The 17,209-nt window shown below is 71.2% G+C and carries 15 protein-coding genes; 2 read left to right on the top strand and 13 right to left on the bottom strand.

What is annotated here, in order from left to right; genetic code table 11:
• Window positions 1-41: 41 nt before the first annotated feature.
• From ACTWQO_RS27690 to hrcA, 11 genes are all read right to left on the bottom strand, one after another.
• Window positions 42-1,331 (bottom strand): glucarate dehydratase family protein, encoded by a 1,290-nt coding sequence (locus tag ACTWQO_RS27690; protein ID WP_443240079.1) that lies wholly within the window; start codon window positions 1,329-1,331, stop codon window positions 42-44.
• A gap of 126 nt (window positions 1,332-1,457) precedes the next feature.
• Window positions 1,458-2,450 carry an adenosine deaminase gene (locus ACTWQO_RS27685; RefSeq protein ID WP_443240078.1) on the bottom strand — a complete coding sequence of 331 codons (993 nt, stop codon included), beginning with the start codon at window positions 2,448-2,450 and terminating at the stop codon, window positions 1,458-1,460.
• 20 nt (window positions 2,451-2,470) lie between these two features.
• Window positions 2,471-3,376, bottom strand: coding sequence for a ribonuclease Z (locus ACTWQO_RS27680; protein WP_443240077.1), 906 nt, complete (start codon window positions 3,374-3,376; stop codon window positions 2,471-2,473).
• A 6-nt stretch (window positions 3,377-3,382) separates the two neighbouring features.
• Window positions 3,383-3,736 (bottom strand): histidine triad nucleotide-binding protein, encoded by a 354-nt coding sequence (locus ACTWQO_RS27675; protein WP_443240076.1) that lies wholly within the window; start codon window positions 3,734-3,736, stop codon window positions 3,383-3,385.
• Between the two features lie 92 nt (window positions 3,737-3,828).
• A complete protein-coding gene (locus ACTWQO_RS27670; RefSeq protein WP_443240075.1) occupies window positions 3,829-7,044 on the bottom strand; it encodes a S41 family peptidase in 3,216 nt (1,071 codons plus the stop codon).
• Between the two features lie 74 nt (window positions 7,045-7,118).
• The gene (locus tag ACTWQO_RS27665; protein WP_443240074.1) at window positions 7,119-7,652 is read right to left on the bottom strand and encodes a hypothetical protein; all 534 of its coding nucleotides are present in this window, start codon (window positions 7,650-7,652) and stop codon (window positions 7,119-7,121) included.
• A gap of 90 nt (window positions 7,653-7,742) precedes the next feature.
• Window positions 7,743-8,135, bottom strand: a complete 393-nt coding sequence (locus ACTWQO_RS27660; protein ID WP_443240073.1) for a VOC family protein — start codon at window positions 8,133-8,135, stop codon at window positions 7,743-7,745.
• Window positions 8,136-8,151: 16 nt separating this feature from the next.
• Window positions 8,152-8,892 carry a 16S rRNA (uracil(1498)-N(3))-methyltransferase gene (locus tag ACTWQO_RS27655; protein ID WP_443240072.1) on the bottom strand — a complete coding sequence of 247 codons (741 nt, stop codon included), beginning with the start codon at window positions 8,890-8,892 and terminating at the stop codon, window positions 8,152-8,154.
• On the bottom strand, window positions 8,892-9,977 hold the full coding sequence (locus ACTWQO_RS27650) for a nitronate monooxygenase (protein ID WP_443240071.1): 1,086 nt from the start codon (window positions 9,975-9,977) through the stop codon (window positions 8,892-8,894). The genes ACTWQO_RS27655 and ACTWQO_RS27650 overlap by 1 nt, the downstream gene beginning before the upstream one ends.
• A gap of 76 nt (window positions 9,978-10,053) precedes the next feature.
• Window positions 10,054-11,193 carry a molecular chaperone DnaJ gene (gene dnaJ, locus ACTWQO_RS27645; protein ID WP_443240070.1) on the bottom strand — a complete coding sequence of 380 codons (1,140 nt, stop codon included), beginning with the start codon at window positions 11,191-11,193 and terminating at the stop codon, window positions 10,054-10,056.
• Entirely contained in the window at window positions 11,194-12,210 is a 1,017-nt protein-coding gene (hrcA, locus tag ACTWQO_RS27640; protein WP_443240069.1) for a heat-inducible transcriptional repressor HrcA, read from the bottom strand.
• 139 nt (window positions 12,211-12,349) lie between these two features.
• Here hrcA and ACTWQO_RS27635 point away from each other — a divergent pair, with 139 nt between their 5' ends.
• Together ACTWQO_RS27635 and ACTWQO_RS27630 are read left to right on the top strand one after the other, a co-directional pair.
• Entirely contained in the window at window positions 12,350-13,075 is a 726-nt protein-coding gene (locus tag ACTWQO_RS27635; protein ID WP_443240068.1) for an MBL fold metallo-hydrolase, read from the top strand.
• Between the two features lie 34 nt (window positions 13,076-13,109).
• Window positions 13,110-13,913, top strand: coding sequence for a DUF3097 domain-containing protein (locus ACTWQO_RS27630; protein ID WP_443240067.1), 804 nt, complete (start codon window positions 13,110-13,112; stop codon window positions 13,911-13,913).
• A 12-nt stretch (window positions 13,914-13,925) separates the two neighbouring features.
• Here ACTWQO_RS27630 and hemW read toward each other — a convergent pair whose 3' ends face one another.
• Window positions 13,926-15,158 carry a radical SAM family heme chaperone HemW gene (hemW, locus tag ACTWQO_RS27625; RefSeq protein ID WP_443240066.1) on the bottom strand — a complete coding sequence of 411 codons (1,233 nt, stop codon included), beginning with the start codon at window positions 15,156-15,158 and terminating at the stop codon, window positions 13,926-13,928.
• A 28-nt stretch (window positions 15,159-15,186) separates the two neighbouring features.
• Window positions 15,187-17,064 (bottom strand): SpoIIE family protein phosphatase, encoded by a 1,878-nt coding sequence (locus ACTWQO_RS27620; RefSeq protein ID WP_443240065.1) that lies wholly within the window; start codon window positions 17,062-17,064, stop codon window positions 15,187-15,189.
• Window positions 17,065-17,209: the final 145 nt, after the last annotated feature.

Here is a 17,209-nt window from a genome sequence, read left to right as displayed (position 1 = left end):
GGGAGCCTTCGCCGACCGCGTACGGATCCGGTCATTGCGCATCACCAGCGAGGCACCGCCGGGGTGACCCAGCCCGGGTCGGCGACGCGCATGGCGGCCGCGTCGTCACGCTCGCGCAGCGCACCGTCGTCGTCCAGCCACCGCTGGTGCAGGAACCGCAGCTTGTCGCGGTCGAGCTCGACGCCGAGGCCGGGGGCGTCACGGACGGCGACCTTGCCGCCCTCGAAGGTCAGCCGCTCGGTGAGGACGTCCTCGGACTGCCAGGGGTAGTGGGAGTCGCAGGCGTGGTGAAGGTTCGGGACCGTCGAGGCCACATGGGTCATCGCGGCGAGGCTGATCCCCAGGTGGGTGTTGGAGTGCATGGACACACCGACGCCGAACGTCCGGCAGATCGCGGCGAGTTGCTGCGTGTTCCGCAGCCCGCCCCAGTAGTGGTGATCGGAGAGGACGACCTGCACGGCGTCCTTCGCGAACGCCTCCTTGATCTCACCGAACGTCGTCACACACATGTTGGTGGCGAGCGGGACTTCCGTCCCGGCGGAGACCTCGGCCATCGCGGACGTCCCCAGCGCGGGATCCTCCAGATACTCCAGGACGTCCCCCACCTCCTCCGCCACCTTCAGCGAAGTCGCCACGGACCAGGCCCCGTTGGGGTCGAGACGGAGCGGATGCCCGGGAAACGCCTCCGCCAGCGCCCGTACGGCGGCGATCTCCTCCCCCGGCGGAAAGACACCCCCCTTGAGCTTGAACGACGTAAACCCGTACCGCTCCTTGAACAGCCTTGCCTGCGCGACGACCCCGGCCGGATCGACGGCGGCACCCCATTCGTCCTTCTCGCAGACCACACCCTCCGGATGATCGGCCCACTTGTAGAACAGGTACGCGCTGTACTCGACCGCGTCCCGCACCTTGCCGCCGAGCAGCGCATGAACCGGCAGCCCGAGCGCCTTGCCGAGCGCGTCCAGACAGGCCACCTCGAAGCCGGAGACGACGGACAGCCGCAGCTTGTCGGCGGTCTGGACACCCCGCAGCCCACCGACATCGGCCTGGCCCAAGACCCGTGACTGGTCGACGGCGACCTCGTCGGCAATCGTGAACAGGCCGTTCAGCTCGGAGACTTGACGACCCATCAACTTCTCGGCGAAGGGCCGCGCCAGCTCCAGGTACTTCGTGTCGCCGTACGTCTCGCCGACTCCCGTGATCCCGTCGGCGGTCACGACCTCGACGATCAGCCGGGGCGTGTACGGCTGGTGGACGCCCTGGGTGTTCAGCAGGGGCGGGTCGGCGACGAGGATCGGGGTGAGGCGCACATCGGTGATGACGAGGTTCACGGGGCGGCTCCTACGAGATCGAGTCGGGTGAGCATCCAGGCGACGGGCGCGGCACTGCAGCGCCCCTTTAGGGGCGCGGGGAACTGCGCGACCAGCCCCCACCGGGCCCGCAGCAAACCCACCTGCTCAGCCGAACTCGTACGCCTCCACCTCAGCCAAATACCCCGCCCGCCGCTCCTCATCGTGCTCCAGGAAAGCCGCGAGGAACGAGTTACGCGCCAACTCCCGCAGCCGATCCTCCCCAAGCCCCAGCGCCGACCGAACCGCGTCGTAGTTGTCCCCCACATACCCGCCGAAGTACGCCGGATCGTCAGAGTTGACCGTGCACAGCAACCCCGCATCGAGCATCGCCGGCAGCGGATGGTCAGCGAGGACATCCACCGTGCGCAACCGGACGTTGGAGAGCGGACACAGAGTCAGCGACACACGCTCACGGACCAGCCGCTCGACGAGAGCCGGGTCCTCCACGCACCGCAGCCCATGGTCTATCCGCTCGACGCCCAGCACGTCCAGCGCCTCGGTGATGTACTCCGGCGGCCCCTCCTCCCCCGCATGCGCGACACGCCGCAGTCCCAGCTCCGCCGCCGCCTCATACACCTCGCGGAACTTCGCCGGCGGATGCCCGACCTCGGCGGAGTCCAGCCCGATGCCCACGATCCGGTCGAGATACGGCTTCGCGGCCTCCAGCGTCGCCATCGCCGACTCGGCGGACTCGTCGCGCAGGAAGCACATGATCAGCTGCGTGGAGATGCCATGCGCCTCCACACTGCGGTCGAGCGCGCGGGACAGCCCTTCGACGACCGTGCCCATGCCCACGCCCCGCGCGATGTGCGCCTGCGGGTCGAAGAAGATCTCCGCATGCCGCACACCCTGCGAGGCGGCACGCGCGAGGTAGGCGTTGGCGAGATCCTCGAAGTCCCGCTCGGTGCGCAGAACGGCCATGAGCTCGTAGTACAGGTTCAGAAAGGACTGGAGGTCCTCGAACTGGTACGCCTTGCGGAGCTGGTCCGTGTCGGCGTACGGCAGCTCGGCGCCGTTGCGCGCGGCGAGCTCGAAGGCCAGCTCGGGCTCCAGCGTGCCTTCGATATGGAGGTGCAGTTCTGCTGTGGGGAGGGGCATCGAAATATCGTACGGTCGCTTTACCGCCGTTTCGGAACCGGCACCCTCAGCAGATCGTGCGCCACGGTCAGCTCCCCCTCGAACCCCGCGGCCCGCGCCTGCCGCTCGAACTCGTCGGGCTCGGTGTACCGCTGGCTGAAGTGGGTGAGCACGAGATGCCGTACGCCCCCCTCCTTCGCCACCCGCGCCGCCTGACCGGCCGTCAAGTGACCGTGTTCCACGGCGAGTTCCTCGTCCTCGTCGAGGAACGTGGACTCGATGACGAGCATGTCGCAGCCTTCGGCGAGGGCGTACGCCCCGTCGCACAGCCGGGTGTCCATGACGAACGCGAACCGCTGTCCGCGCCGGACCTCACTGACGTCCTCCAGCGTGACGCCGCCAAGAGCGCCCTCGCGCTGGATGCGGCCCACGTCCGGGCCCTTGATGCCATGCGCGGCGAGTCGTTCGGGGAGCATCCGCCGCCCGTCGGGCTCGACGAGACGGTAGCCGTACGACTCGACGGAGTGGGAGAGCTTGCGGGCTTCCAGCGTGTAGGCGGGCGTGGTGGCGAGCTCCCCGTCGGCGGTCACGGGTGCCTGCGTGAGCTGGACCGTCTCCCGGTAGGCGGTGGCGTACCGCAGCCGGTCGAAGAAGCGCTGGCCCGACTTCGGGTAGTGGGCGGTGATCTCGTGCGGCACCTGGTCGAGGTTGATGCGCTGGATGACACCGGCGAGGCCCAGGGAGTGATCCCCATGGAAGTGGGTGACGCAGATCCGGTTCAGGTCGTGCGCGGCGACCCCGGCGCGCAGCATCTGGCGCTGTGTGCCCTCGCCCGGGTCGAACAGGATGCCCTCGCCGTCCCAGCGGAGCAGATAGCCATTGTGGTTGCGGTGCCGGGTCGGGACCTGGCTGGCCGTGCCGAGGACCACCAATTCACGTACGGACACGGTGAGTTAGCCGGGCGGCCACTGCATGCCGCGACCACCCATGACATGGGCGTGCGCGTGGAAAACGGTCTGACCGGCGCCGGGTCCCGTGTTGAAGACGATGCGGTAGCTCTCCAGCTTGTCCTCGTCGGCGACCGCCTTCGTCTCGCGCAGTATGTCCGCGGCGAGTTCCGGGGCCTCGGTGGCCAGTTCGGCGGCGTTCGCGTAGTGGGCCTTGGGGATCACCAGGACGTGAACGGGTGCCTGGGGGTTGATGTCACGGAACGCGACGGTCGTCTCCGTCTCTCGGACGATCGTCGCCGGGATGTGCCCCTCGACGATCTTGCAGAACAGACAGTCGTCCTGCGGTTCCCCTGCCATGGTCCCTCCGGGGTGCGCGGCGGTTTACACGGTGCATCGTATCGTCGTCGGCTGCGGGTGCATCGTGGCTGGTCGCGCAGTTCCCCGCGCCCCTAGGTCGGCAGAGTCGGCGGCGTTTTCGCGGGACTGTTCTCCAACGCCTCCAAAGCGATCCTCACCGCCTCGTCCAACTGGACATCCCTCCCCGCCGCGTAATCCTGCGGGCGCTGCACGACCTCCACATCCGGATCCACCCCGTGGTTCTCCACACCCCAGCCGTAGTTCTCCAGCCAGAACGCGTACTTGGGTTGAGTGACGAGCGTGCCGTCGACCAACCGGTACCGGTTGTCGATGCCGATCACGCCACCCCACGTACGCGTGCCCACCACCGGCCCGATCCCCAACGCCTTGATCGCCGCGTTGACGATGTCCCCGTCGGACCCGGAGAACTCGTTGGCGACGGCGACGACGGGACCGCGGGGGGCGTCCTCGGGATAGCTGTACGGCCGCATCCCGCGCGGGGAGGCCCAGCCGACGATGCGGCGGGCCAGCTTCTCGACGACCAACTGGGACGTGTGGCCGCCCCGGTTCTCCCGGACGTCGACGACGAGCCCCTCCCGGGCGACTTCCACGCGCAGGTCGCGGTGGATCTGGGCCCAGCCCGGCGCCTGCATGTCGGGGACGTGGAGGTAGCCGAGACGGCCGCCGGAGCGTTCGTGGACGTACGCGCGCCGGTCGGCGACCCAGGCGTGGTAGCGCAGCGGCTCCTCGTCGGCGACGGGGACGACGACGGCGTGCCGGGGCTCGCCGCCGCCGGAGGGCGACACGGTCAGCTCGACCGGCTTGCCCGCCGTACCGACGAGGAGGGGGCCGGGCCCGGTCACCGGGTCGACCGGGACGCCGTTCACCGCCACGATCGCGTCGCCCGCGCGAACCGCCACGCCGGGCGCGGCGAGCGGGGCACGGGCATCCGGGTCGGACGTCTCGGAGGGCAGGATCCGGTCGATGCGCCAGCTGCCGTCCGCGTGCCGGGAGATGTCCGCGCCGAGCAGCCCTTGCCGGTCCCCACTGCCGTGGCCGCCGCGCGGCATGACGTACGCGTGGGAGGTGCCCAGCTCTCCGTGCACCTCCCACAGCAGGTCGACGAGGTCGTCGTGGGTGGCGACGCGGTCGAGGAGGGGGCGGTAACGGTCGAGGACACCGTTCCAGTCCGTGCCGCCCAGGTCGGGACGCCAGAAGTTGTCCCGCATGATGCGGCCGTTCTCCTCGTACATCTGCCGCCACTCGGCCGCCGGGTCGACGGTCTGGCGGATCCGGCCGAGGTCGACGGTGATGTTGGTGTCGCTCTCGTCGTCGTTGGCGGCCCGCCGGTCGCTGGGGACGACCTTGAGCCGGCCGTCGGTCCACAGCAGGACCCGCTTGCCGTCGCCGCTGACCCGGAAGTGGTCGGCGTCGTCCGCGAGATGCTCGACGCGCCGCTGGACGAGGTCGTACCGTTCCAGCTCGGACTTGGGGTCGGGGTCGTCCGGGTTGGCCCGGGTGGCGCCCAGCGCCCCGCGCACCGGGTGGCGCAGCCACAGCACGCCGTCCTTCGCCGCGCGCAGCCCGGAGTAGCGGGCGGCCTCGACCGGGAACGGCACGATCCGGTCGGCGAGACCCTCCAGGTCGACGCGGGTGGTCGGGGCGCCCTCGCTGTCCGGGGTCTCGTCCTTGTCCGGCGCGTCGAAGGGGCGGCCGTGCCGCTGCGGCCCGAACGGGGACGGGGTCGTCGCGGCCAGCGTGATCAGGTGCGGGCGGGAGCCGACGACGAAGGCCAGGTCGAAGACGTGCTCGTCGTAGACCGGGTCGAAGGCCCGCGTCGACAGGAAGGCGAGGTGCTTGCCGTCGAGGGTGAACGCGGGCGCGTAGTCCTGGAAACGCAGCGGGGTCGCCTCGGTCACCGACAGGTCGGTGGTGTTGGCGAGTTTGAGATGGCACAGCGGGCGCGGGCCGGGATGCGACCAGGCCAGCCATGCCGAGTCGGGCGAGAAGACCAGCCCGGAGGCGTCACCGTCCTCGCTGCGGTCGACCTCGCGCACCTCGCCCGTCTCGCGCTCCACGAGCAGCACACGTCCGTCGTGCGAGGCCACGGCGGCCCTGCTCCCGTCGGGCGCCATCGCGAGCCCGAGCACGCGGCCGAGCTGCCCGGCGGCGAGCCGGCGCGGAGTCGCCCCCGGAGCCAGACCGGTCGCCGGCGCGAACTCCAGGGCGTCGTCGCCCTCGGCGTCCGTCACCCACACCACCCACTCCTCGCCCTCCGCGCGGAACGTGCGCGGCAGCCGGGCCCGTACACCGGGCTCGGCGGCGAGCGCGCGGGCGGGTCCCGAGCGGTGGGTGACCCAGTGCACGGCGCCGCGCACAGCGACCGCACTGCCGCGCGCGGTGTGGTCGGGGGACGCCGACCCGAACCAGCGGGAGGCGTTCACCGGGTACGGCTGCCGGTCGGTGCGCTGCCCGCCGAGCCGGATGTCGAGCTTGCGCGGCTCGGCGCCGTCGAGGTCGTCCAGGATCCAGAGTTCACCGGCGGAGGAGTACACGACGCGGGTGCCGTCGCCGGAGGCGTGCCGGGCGTAGAAGCCCTCGACGGGAGTGTGCCGCCGTAGATCCGACCCGTCGCCGAGGGAGGAGTACAGCGCCCCGACCCCTTCGTGATCGGACAGGAACGCGATCCGCTCCCCCGCCCACACGGGGTACTCGATGTTGCCGTCCAGCTCTTCATGCAGCCGTACGAACTCCCCGGCACCTTCTTCACCTTCGGCGCCACGATCGATCCACAACTTGCCCGCCGTACCGCCCCGGTACCGCTTCCACCACGCCGCCTCGCGCCCCATCGGCGAGGAGAGCAGCACCGCGCTCGGGCCGTAGGCGACATGGCCGACCCAGCCGTACGGCAGGACGGTCGACGGTCCGCCGTCGAGCGGGACGGCGTGGGCCCAGCTGCGGCGGAGGTTGGCCTGGCCGTAGGTCGTGATGGCGAGGACCTGGCCGTCGGGGGTCCAGCCGCGCACCTGGGTGCGTGAACTGCCCCAGTGCGTCAGGCGCTTGGCGGGTCCGCCGTCGATGGGGGCGATGTGCACCTCGGGGGCGCCGTCGCGGGTGGAGGTCCACGCCACCGTCGTACCGTCGGGCGAGATGCGCGGCAGGGTGACCGGCACATTGTCGGCGCTGACCCGCCAGGCCCGGCCGCCGTCGAGAGGCGCGAGCCAGACGTCGTCCTCGGCGGTGAAGGCGACCAGGTCGCCGTGCAGGTGCGGGAAGCGGAGATACGCGGCGGATACGGGCTCTGTCACCCGATCACCCTATGCAGGCGCGGCGCCGCTGGACAGGCCTTTGGATCACTTGCCCGCTCTGCGGGGACCATGGCTCACTTGCCCTCGGGCCAGCAGTTCGGCTGCTCCTTGCACCACAGGGTCTTCGTCTCGGTGACCGTGACCGTGGCCCCGGGCTGCTGCGGGTTGTCGACCGGCGGGGTGTTCGCCGCGTCGCAGTCGCCGAGACCCTCGACGTGGAACCACTCCTTGCCGTCGATCTTGGCGGTGAGGTCCCCGCGTACACACTTGCCGTTGACCGCACGGGTCACCTTGCCGGTGACGGTGATGTCCTGACCCTGGTCGGTGCGGCCCTGGCAGTCGACATCGGCGACGGCGTTCTCGGTCGGGCTCGAACTCCCCGGCGTAGAGGCCTTGTTGCCGTCACCGAAGGACGCCGTGCAGCTGAGCCAGCTCACCTTCGCGTTCTGCCGTTCCAGTTCCTTGGTGACGGTCTGGTCGGTGGTATACGCCACCGTCGCCGAACTCAGCCCGGCCGGATCACAGGCGACGGCCAGCCCGACGACTCCGAGCACGGCAACCACCCTCGCCCCGCGCGGGCGATCCCAAACCCACCGTAATGCCCCCATGGACGGCAGCCTCCCACTGTCCCGCCCGACGCGGAAGAGCGCATACGGCCACTCACGCCTCCCTCAAGTCGAAGCCGAGTGAAGCCCGGCTCAGGTTCGCAGCAGCAGCCACTCCTGGAGCTCGACGAGGTTGCCCTCCGGATCCTTGAGGTGGGCGACACGCATACGGGCCGCCATATGGGTCGGCCCGTGCATCAGCGTGGCGCCGCGCGCGGCGATCTGCTCGCAGTAGGAGTCCAGGTCGTCGACGCGCAGGACGACCAGGGAACGGTGACCAGTCGCCGCGTCGCCCAGCTCACCCAGCACCTCCGCCATCATCGCCCGGTCCTGGAGGGCGATCCCCGCCGAGCCGGTGGCGGGACTGAACTTCTCGTACGGCCCCTCGGCCGCCCCCGACTGCGGCTTGAGGCCGAGGACCTCGGAGTAGAAGCGGTAGCAGGCGGCGAAGTCGGTGACGAGCAGCCGTACTTGGGCGAGTTCCATGACCACTCCCGGGTGTTCAGGACCACCGGCCGGTGCGGCCGAGAAGAAGCGCCGCCGCCGCGGTACCGGCGGTGGAGGTACGCAGCACACTGGGCCCGAGCCGGTACGCCTGCGCACCGGCCTCCGCGAACAGCGTCAACTCCTCGGGAGAGACGCCCCCTTCGGGCCCGACGACCAGCACGATCTCACCCTCGGCGGGCAGTTCGACACCGGCGAGGGGTTCCGCACCGCTTTCATGCAGTACGGCGGCGAAGTCGGCCTTCGCGAGAAGTGCCGCGACCTGCTTGGAGGTTGCGGCGTCCGCGACGTCGGGGAAGCGCACCCGGCGGGACTGCTTGCCCGCCTCACGCGCCGTGGCCCGCCACTTGGCCAGCGCCTTCAGTCCGCGGTCGCCCTTCCACTGCGTGATGCAGCGGGAGGCGGCCCACGGCACGATCGCGTCCACGCCGACCTCGGTCATCGTCTCGACGGCGAGTTCGCCGCGGTCGCCCTTGGGGAGCGCCTGGACGATCGTGATGCGGGGTTCGGCCTGCGGCTGCTCGGCCACCGAGTCCAGCCGGACGATCAGCCGGTCCTTGCCCTCGGTGTCCAGCACCACGCAGTCCGCCCAGCGGCCCGCCCCGTCGGTGAGCACCACGTCCTCGCCGGGCCGCAGCCGCTTCACCGAGACCGCGTGCCGCCCCTCGGGGCCGTCGAGGACGTACCGCCCGCCGCTGTCCGCGTCGAGGTGCTCGACCACGAAGACCGGGGCGGTCATCAGGCACCGCCTCCCATGGACGGAGCGGCCGACAACGCTGTCTTCGCCGCGGCGATCTCCGCGGCCAGCACCTCCACCAGCTGTCCGGCGGGCAGTTCGCGGGCCATCCGGTGGCCCTGTCCCGCCCACAGCGCCATGCCCTGCGCGTCGCCCGCCTCGGCCGCCGCCTTGCGCAGCGGCGAGGTGAGGTGGTGGATCTCCGGGTAGGCGGCGGGCGCGTACGGGCCGTGCTCGCGCAGGAAGCGGTTGACCAGGCCGCGGGCCGGGCGGCCGGAGAACGCGCGCGTCAACTCCGTACGGACGAACAGGGGGTTGGTGAGCGCCCGCTTGTGCAGGGCGTTGGCGCCGGACTCGGGGGTGGCGAGGAACGCCGTGCCGAGCTGGGCCGCGCCGGCGCCGGCGGCGAGGGCGGCGGCGATCTGGCTGCCGCGCATGATGCCGCCGGCGGCGACGAGCGGGAGCGACACGGTCTCGCGGACCTGCGCGATCAGCGACAGCAGGCCGATGCCGCCGCCGTCCGTCTCCTGGACGTCCCGGTGCGTGCCCTGATGGCCGCCCGCCTCGATGCCCTGCACGATCACTCCGTCGGCACCGGCCCGCTGCACGGCGAGGGCCTCCTCGGCGGTGGTCGCGGTGACCAGCGTGAGGGTGCCGACGCGGCGCAGCGAGTCCAGCACGTCCCGGCTGGGCACGCCGAAGTGGAACGAGACCACCGGCACCGGGTTGTCGAGCAGGACGGCGAGCTTGGCGTCGTAGCCGTCGTCGCGGCCGCTGTCGGGGTCGCCCAGCTCGGTCTCGTACCAGGCGGCCTCACCGGCGAGCTGATGGGCGTAGACATCGACCGCTGCGGCGTCCGCGTACTCCGGCTGCGGCATGAACAGGTTCACGCCGAAGGGGCGGCTCGTGATCCCCCGCAGCTGTTTGATCTCCTGGTACATGCCGTCGGCGGTCTTGTACCCGGCGGCCAGAAACCCGAGCCCGCCGGCCTCGGACACGGCGGCAGCGAGATGCGGGACGGAGACTCCGCCCGCCATGGGGGCCTGCACGATCGGATGAGGGAAGAGATCGGTCAGTGCGGAGGACATGACGGCATGTTGTCACGTCCTCCGAACAAGTCCGAATCCGGCCTTCCCCTTGGCATAGGCCACCGGCATGGCAGAGCTAACGCCCGTTGAAGGCATCCTTCAGCCGAGAAAACAGCCCCTGCTGCCCCGGCTGGAACTGCCCCGTAGGCCGTTCCTCGCCGCGTAGCTTCGCCAGCTCGCGCAGCAGTCGCTCCTGCTCGGGGTCGAGCTTGTTCGGGGTCTGGACCTCGACGTGGACGATGAGGTCACCGCGTCCGCCGCCGCGCAGGTGCGTGACGCCGCGGCCGTGCAGCGGGATCGACTGGCCGGACTGGGTGCCCGGGCGGATGTCGACCTCTTCCAGGCCGTCCAGGGTCTCCAGCGGAACCTTGGTGCCGAGGGCGGCCGCCGTCATCGGAAGCGTGACCGTGCAGTGCAGGTCGTCGCCGCGCCGCTGGAACTGCGAGTGCGGCAGCTCGTGGATCTCGACGTACAGGTCACCGGCGGGACCGCCACCGGGGCCGACCTCACCCTCACCCGCGAGCTGGATCCGCGTGCCGTTGTCGACACCGGCCGGGATCTTGACCGTGAGGGTGCGACGGGAGCGGACCCGGCCGTCACCGGCGCACTCCGGGCACGGCGTCGGCACGACCGTGCCGAAGCCCTGGCACTGGGGGCAGGGCCGGGACGTCATGACCTGGCCCAGGAAGGACCGGGTGACCTGCGACACCTCACCGCGACCGCGGCACATGTCACACGTCTGGGCACTCGTCCCCGGCGCGGCGCCCTCGCCGTTACAGGTCGAGCAGACGATCGCCGTGTCGACCTGGATGTCCTTGGTCGTGCCGAAGGCCGCCTCGTCCAGCTCGACGTCCAGCCGGATCATCGCGTCCTGGCCGCGCCGCGTACGCGACCGCGGGCCGCGCTGGGACGCCGTACCGAAGAACGCGTCCATGATGTCCGAGAAGTTCCCGAAGCCACCCGCGCCGAAGCCGCCCGCGCCACCGGCGCCGCCGGCCTGGGACAGCGGGTCGCCGCCGAGGTCGTAGACCTGCTTCTTCTGCGGGTCCGACAGCACCTCGTAAGCGGCGTTGATCTCCTTGAACCGCTCCTGGGTCTTCGGATCCGGATTGACGTCCGGGTGCAGCTCGCGTGCGAGCCGCCGGAAGGCCTTCTTGATCTCTTCCTGCGACGCGTCGCGGCGCACGCCGAGAACGGCGTAGTAGTCCGTGGCCACTTACGACTCCGCCAGGATCTGTCCGACGTACCGTGCCACTGCGCGTACCGCTCCCATCGTTCCCGGGTAATCCATGCGGGTCGGTCCGACCACGCCGAGCTTGGCGACTGCCTCGCCGCCCGAACCGTAGCCGACCGACACGACGGACGTGGAGTTGAGTCCCTCGTAGGCGTTCTCATGACCGATGCGTACGGTCATGCCCGAATCCCCGGCCTCACCAAGCAACTTGAGGAGCACGACCTGCTCCTCCAGCGCCTCGAGCACCGGCCGGATCGTGAGGGGAAAGTCATGCCCGAAGCGGGTGAGATTGGCGGTGCCGCCGATCATCAGCCGCTCTTCGTTCTCCTCGACGAGGGTCTCCAGAAGCGTGGAGAGCACCGTCGAGACCGTGCCGCGGTCCTCGTGGTCGAAGCCCTCGGGCAGGTCCTCGACCAACAGCGGGACATCGGTGAACCGGCGTCCGGCGACCCGGCTGTTGAGCCGCGCGCGCAGATCGGCGAGAGAGGCCTCGCCGAACGGCGCCGGACAGTCGACCATCCGCTGCTCGACCCGCCCGGTGTCCGTGATCAGCACGAGCATCACGCGCGCGGGTGCGAGCGAGAGCAGTTCCACGTGCCGCACGGTGGAGCGGGTGAGCGAGGGGTACTGCACGACGGCGACCTGCCGTGTCAGCTGCGCGAGCAGCCGCACGGTCCGCGCCACCACATCGTCGAGATCGACGGCCCCGTCGAGGAAGTTCTGAATGGCACGCCGCTCGGGCGCGCTCATCGGCTTGACGCCGGCCAGCTTGTCGACGAAGAGGCGGTAGCCCTTGTCCGTGGGGATGCGCCCGGCACTGGTGTGCGGCTGGGCGATGAACCCCTCGTCCTCCAGGGCTGCCATGTCGTTGCGCACGGTCGCCGGGGAGACACCGAGGTTGTGCCGCTCGGTGAGCGCCTTGGAGCCGACCGGCTCCTCCGTGCCGACGTAGTCCTGGACGATGGCGCGCAGCACCTGAAGCCTGCGTTCACTCAGCATCCGCGCACACCTCCAGAAGTCGTCCTCTCGGCGCCTCGCCTGGCACTCTTCACTTCCGAGTGCCAGAGTTCCCCGGCCCAGTGTACGGCGGTGAGGTACTCACGGGGCAAGGACGGGGTCGTACGGCTAGCGTCGCCGTATGAGCGTGACTTGGGAAGAGCTGGGGTGGGAGCCGCTGGCGGCCGGGGTGGGGCGGTGCCGGCTGCCGGTGTGGGACTGCACGGTGGGGCTGGTCGTCGGGGCCGGCGCGGCCCTGGTGATCGACGCCGGGTCGAGCCTCCCCGAGGGCGCACGCGTGCGTGCCGGGGCGCAGGAGCTCGCCGGCCACCGTGTGACTCATCTCGCGCTCACCCACCCGCACTTCGACCACGTCTTCGGGGCGGGAGCCTTCGCGGGCGCGGAGTTGTACGGCGCGGTGGGAATCGACACGGCGTACGCGCACACCGGGCGCGAGGAACTGCGTACGGACGCGGTACGCCACGGTCTGGACGCCGGCCTGGCGGACGAGGCGGTGGCGGCACTCGCCCCGCCCCGCCATCACGTCTCCGGCGAGTGGACCCTCGACCTGGGCGGCGGCCGGCAGGTTCTCCTCGCCAACGTGGGCCCGGGCCACACCGCCCACGACCTCGCGGTCCTCGTCCCCGGCGATCCGGAGGTCGTGTTCTGCGGCGATCTGGTCGAGGAGTCCGGAGAGCCGCAGGCGGGCGCCGACGCCGTACCGACCCACTGGCCCGCGGCACTTGATCGTCTGCTGGACCTCGGCGGCGAGGACGCACTGTATGTGCCCGGTCACGGAGCGGTGGTCGACGCGGCGTTCGTCCGCGCGCAGCGGAACGCGCTCGCGCGCGAATTCGGCGTGTCGTGACCACACCCCTCCGCCTTCTCCTATCGTCATCCGAATGCGCCAGTACTCTCCGGACCTGACCCCGCCGTGGAAGAAGCCCAAGCCCGTCCCCGAGGTCCCGGCGGACCCCGGCCTGGTGGTCGAGGAAACCGGCACCGGTTTCTGCGGCGCGGTGATCCGCTGCGAGGCGGGCACGGTGACCCTGGAGGACCGCTTCGGCAAGCACCGCGTGTTTCCCCTGGAACCACGGGGCTTCCTCCTGGAGGGCCGAGTGGTGACCCTGGTGAAGCCTGCCGCCGGTCCTGTACGTCCCACCCGTACCGCATCCGGTTCCGTCGCCGTCCCCGGCGCACGCGCGCGTGTCGCCCGCGCCGGGCGCATCTATGTCGAGGGCCGGCACGACGCGGAACTCGTCGAGAAGGTCTGGGGCGACGACCTGCGCATCGAGGGCGTGGTCGTGGAGTACCTGGAGGGCGTCGACGACCTGCCGTCCATCGTGGCCGAATTCGCACCCGGTCCGGACGCGCGGCTGGGGGTGCTGGTCGACCACTTGGTGCCGGGCACGAAGGAGTGGCGCATCGCGGAGGCGGTGACGAGTGAGCATGCCCTGGTGGTCGGCCACCCGTACATCGACATCTGGGAGGCCGTGAAACCGTCCTCGCTGGGGATCGCGGGGTGGCCGCGGGTGCCGCGCGGGCAGGACTGGAAGACGGGCGTGTGCCGGGCGCTGGGCTGGCCGGAAAACACCGGTGCGGCCTGGCAGGGGATTCTGGGGCGGGTGCGGTCCTACCGGGATCTGGAGCCGGAGTTGTTGGGGCGGGTCGAGGAACTGATCGACTTCGTCACGACACCGGCGTAGCGCGGCGTCGCCTCAGTCCACCAGGTCCCGCACCACCGCATCCGCCAGCAACCGCCCCCGAAGCGTGAGCACCGCGTGCCCCTCCTCATACGGCCGTTCCTGAAGCAGCCCCTCTCCCAGCGCCCGCCGGGACGCCTTGAGGCCCTCCTCCCGGAGCAGAGCCAGCGGCACGCCCTCGCGCAACCGCAGCTCCAGCAGAACCCGCTCCACCCGACGGTCCTCGTCCGTCAGGATCTCCCGCCCCGCCCCAGGTGAGCGCCCAGCGGCCAGCGCCGCCGCATAAGCGCCCGGATGCTTCACGTTCCACCACCGCACCCCGCCCACGTGCGAGTGCGCTCCCGGCCCGGCCCCCCACCAGTCGGCCCCTCGCCAGTACAGCTCGTTGTGCAGGCACCGCCCCGCATCAGACGTCGCCCAGTTCGACACCTCGTACCACTCGAAGCCGGCCCCCGACAGCACCGACTCCGCGATCAGATACCGGTCCGCATGGACGTCGTCGTCGGTCATCGGAACCTCGCCCCGGCGGATGCGCCGGGCCAGCTGTGTGCCCTCCTCGACGATCAGGGCGTAGGCCGAGACATGGTCCGGCCCGGCGCCGATCGCCGACTCCAGCGAGGCCCGCCAGTCGTCGTCCGACTCCCCCGGCGTGCCGTAGATCAGATCCAGGTTGACGTGCTCGAAGCCCGCCGCCCGGGCCTCCGCGACGCAGGCCTCAGGCCGTCCCGGCGTGTGCGTACGGTCCAGCACGCGCAGTACATGCTGCTTCGCGCTCTGCATGCCGAAGGACACCCGGTTGAAGCCGCCCTCGCGGAGCGTGGCCAGATACGCCGGATCCACCGACTCCGGGTTCGCCTCGGTCGTGATCTCGGCGTCGGGTGCCAGGCCGAACTCGTCGCGGATCGCCCCCAGCATGCGGACGAGATCGTCCGCGGCCAGCAGTGTCGGCGTACCGCCTCCGACGAAGACCGTCCGTACGGCACGCGGGTCGTCGCCGAGGACCTTGCGGGCCAGGCGGACCTCGTCGATCAGCGTGTCCGCGTAGTTGTCACGGGACGCCAGCACGCCGCCCGTGCCACGCAGCTCGGTCGCGGTGTAGGTGTTGAAGTCGCAGTAGCCGCAGCGGGTGGCGCAGTACGGGACGTGCAGATAGAACCCGAGGGGGCGGGTGGCCGCGTCGGCGAGCGCGGGTGCGGGGAGCGCGCCGTCGTCGGGGACGGGCTCGCCGTCGGGGAGTGCGGAAGGCATGCCTTCCATTGTCCAGCACCCGTAGGGATCACTCCGCCTGCAGCACCAGCAGCGCCAGGTCGTCCTCCGGCGGCCTCCCGCCGAACTCGTGCACCAGCCTGCGGATCCGCTCCGCGATCAGCTCCGCGCTCAGCCCCGCGCACCCCGCCAGAGCCTCCGCCAGCCCGTCGCCGTCGTCGAACTGGCGGGAGCCCGAGCGCCGCTCCGTCACCCCGTCCGTCACGCACAGCAACGTGTCGCCGGGGAGCAGCTCAAAGGTTTCGCTGGTGTACGTCTCGTCCTCGACCACGCCGAGGAGGGTCTGCGGCCGGGCGGACGTGCGGACGGAACCGTCCGGGCCGAGCAGCAGGGGCAGCGGGTGGCCCGCGGACGCGAGCGTGCAGCGTACGCCGCCGTCGAAGGGGGCCAGCTCGCCGTACAGGAGGGAGAGGAAGCGGGTCTGCGGGCCGTCGCCGGGCCGGCCGCCCGCCGCGACCAGCACGCGCGCCGCCGCGTCCGCAGCCTCGGTGGCGTCGTCGAGGAGGAGCTGGTTGAGACGGTCGAGGACGTCGGCGACGCGGTAGCCCTCGCGGGCCAGCAGCCGCAGCCACGGGCGGGCGAGGCCGATCACTACGGCGGCCTCGGGGCCCTTGCCCTGTACGTCGCCGAGCGCGAAGCACCAGCGGCCGTCGCCGGCCGGGAAGAGGTCGTAGAAGTCGCCGCTGGGTCCGCCCTTGTCGCAGGGCTCGTAGACGAGGGCGCTGTGCACGCCGGGGATCTCGGCGACCGCGCCGGGCAGCAGTCCGCGCTGGAGTACGGCGCTGATGGTGGCCTGGCGGGCGTACTGGCGGGCCGCGCCGATGGCGAGCGCCACCCGGCGGCCGAGGTCTTCGATGAGCCCGGTGATCTCGTCGGGGAAGCGGAGCAGCCCGGATCGTCCGATGACGAGGGTGCCCAGCGGACGGCCGCCCGCGATCAGCCGGTACGCCAGTGCCGAGCCGTGCTCCGCGCGCGGGCCGAGGGCGTCGCCGGGCCAGGGGTAGGGGACGGGGCCCGAGCGGACCGGGTCGGGGGCGCGCGGTGGGTCCTTCTCCAGGGCCCGGCGCAGCTCCTCGATGCGGTTCTCGCTGCTGTGCCAGACGCGGGCGAGCCGGGGCCCGGTTCCGGCGACGCCCTCGGACCAGCCTCCGCGGCCCATGACCTCGTCCTCCAGCCACACCGCGCACCATTCGGCGAGACGCGGCACGATCAGCTGTCCGGTGAGCGCGGCGACGAGATCCTCGTCGAGCTGTCCGGCGAGCAGGTCGGAGGCCTCGGCGAGGAAGGACAGGGCGCCGCGATTGAGCCATTCCCGGTCCCGCTCGGCCTGCTGCGGTTCGGGGGCGAGGAAGTCGGCGACGCGGAGGCTGCACTCCGCGGCGTACGCGCCGGGCGCCTCGGCGGGCAGTCGCGCCCACAGCGTCTTGGCGCCCCGGCGGTAGGTGACACCCCAGTCCTCCGCGAGCGTGGCGACGAGGCGCAGGCCGCGGCCGTACTCCGGTGTCTCGTACGGCGGTTCGCTGTCGCTGTCGCGCGGGGCGCGCGAGGGGTGCTGGTCCGTCACCTCGACGACCAGGTCGCCGTTGGGCGCCTCCAGTCGGCACACCAGCCCGACGTCGGTGCCCGCGTGCACGACGGCGTTGGTGACGAGTTCGCTGACGACCACCAGCGCGTCGTCGGCAAGCCGCTCCGTGACGTGTTCGGTGCCGGGCAGGGCCAGTTCGGTCCATTCGGCGAGTGCGGCGTGCAGGAGCGCGCGGGCGGATCCGGGCGCGAGGGGGCTTCCGCAGAGGGTCGTACTCACCTCCGCGCTCCGGTGCCCGCTCTCGTGCGCAGGTGCACCAGAGGCACGGGGATCGGTCTCCCGTTGCATCGGAATGGCCCCCATGTCCAGCTCCCCGAGCAGATCGGACGAATACACCTCGGTCGATGCGGACAGAGTGACAGACTGGCCACGCCCATAAGCGCCGAGTTACCGAAGTGGGCCGCCATGAGTGAGAACAGTGCTACACGTGTGCTCGAAGACGGACAGA

Source organism: Streptomyces sp. 4N124, from assembly GCF_052245395.1.
In the GTDB taxonomy this organism is placed as follows: Bacteria; Actinomycetota; Actinomycetes; order Streptomycetales; family Streptomycetaceae; genus Streptomyces.
This window is presented reverse-complemented; position numbering and strand designations above follow the sequence as displayed.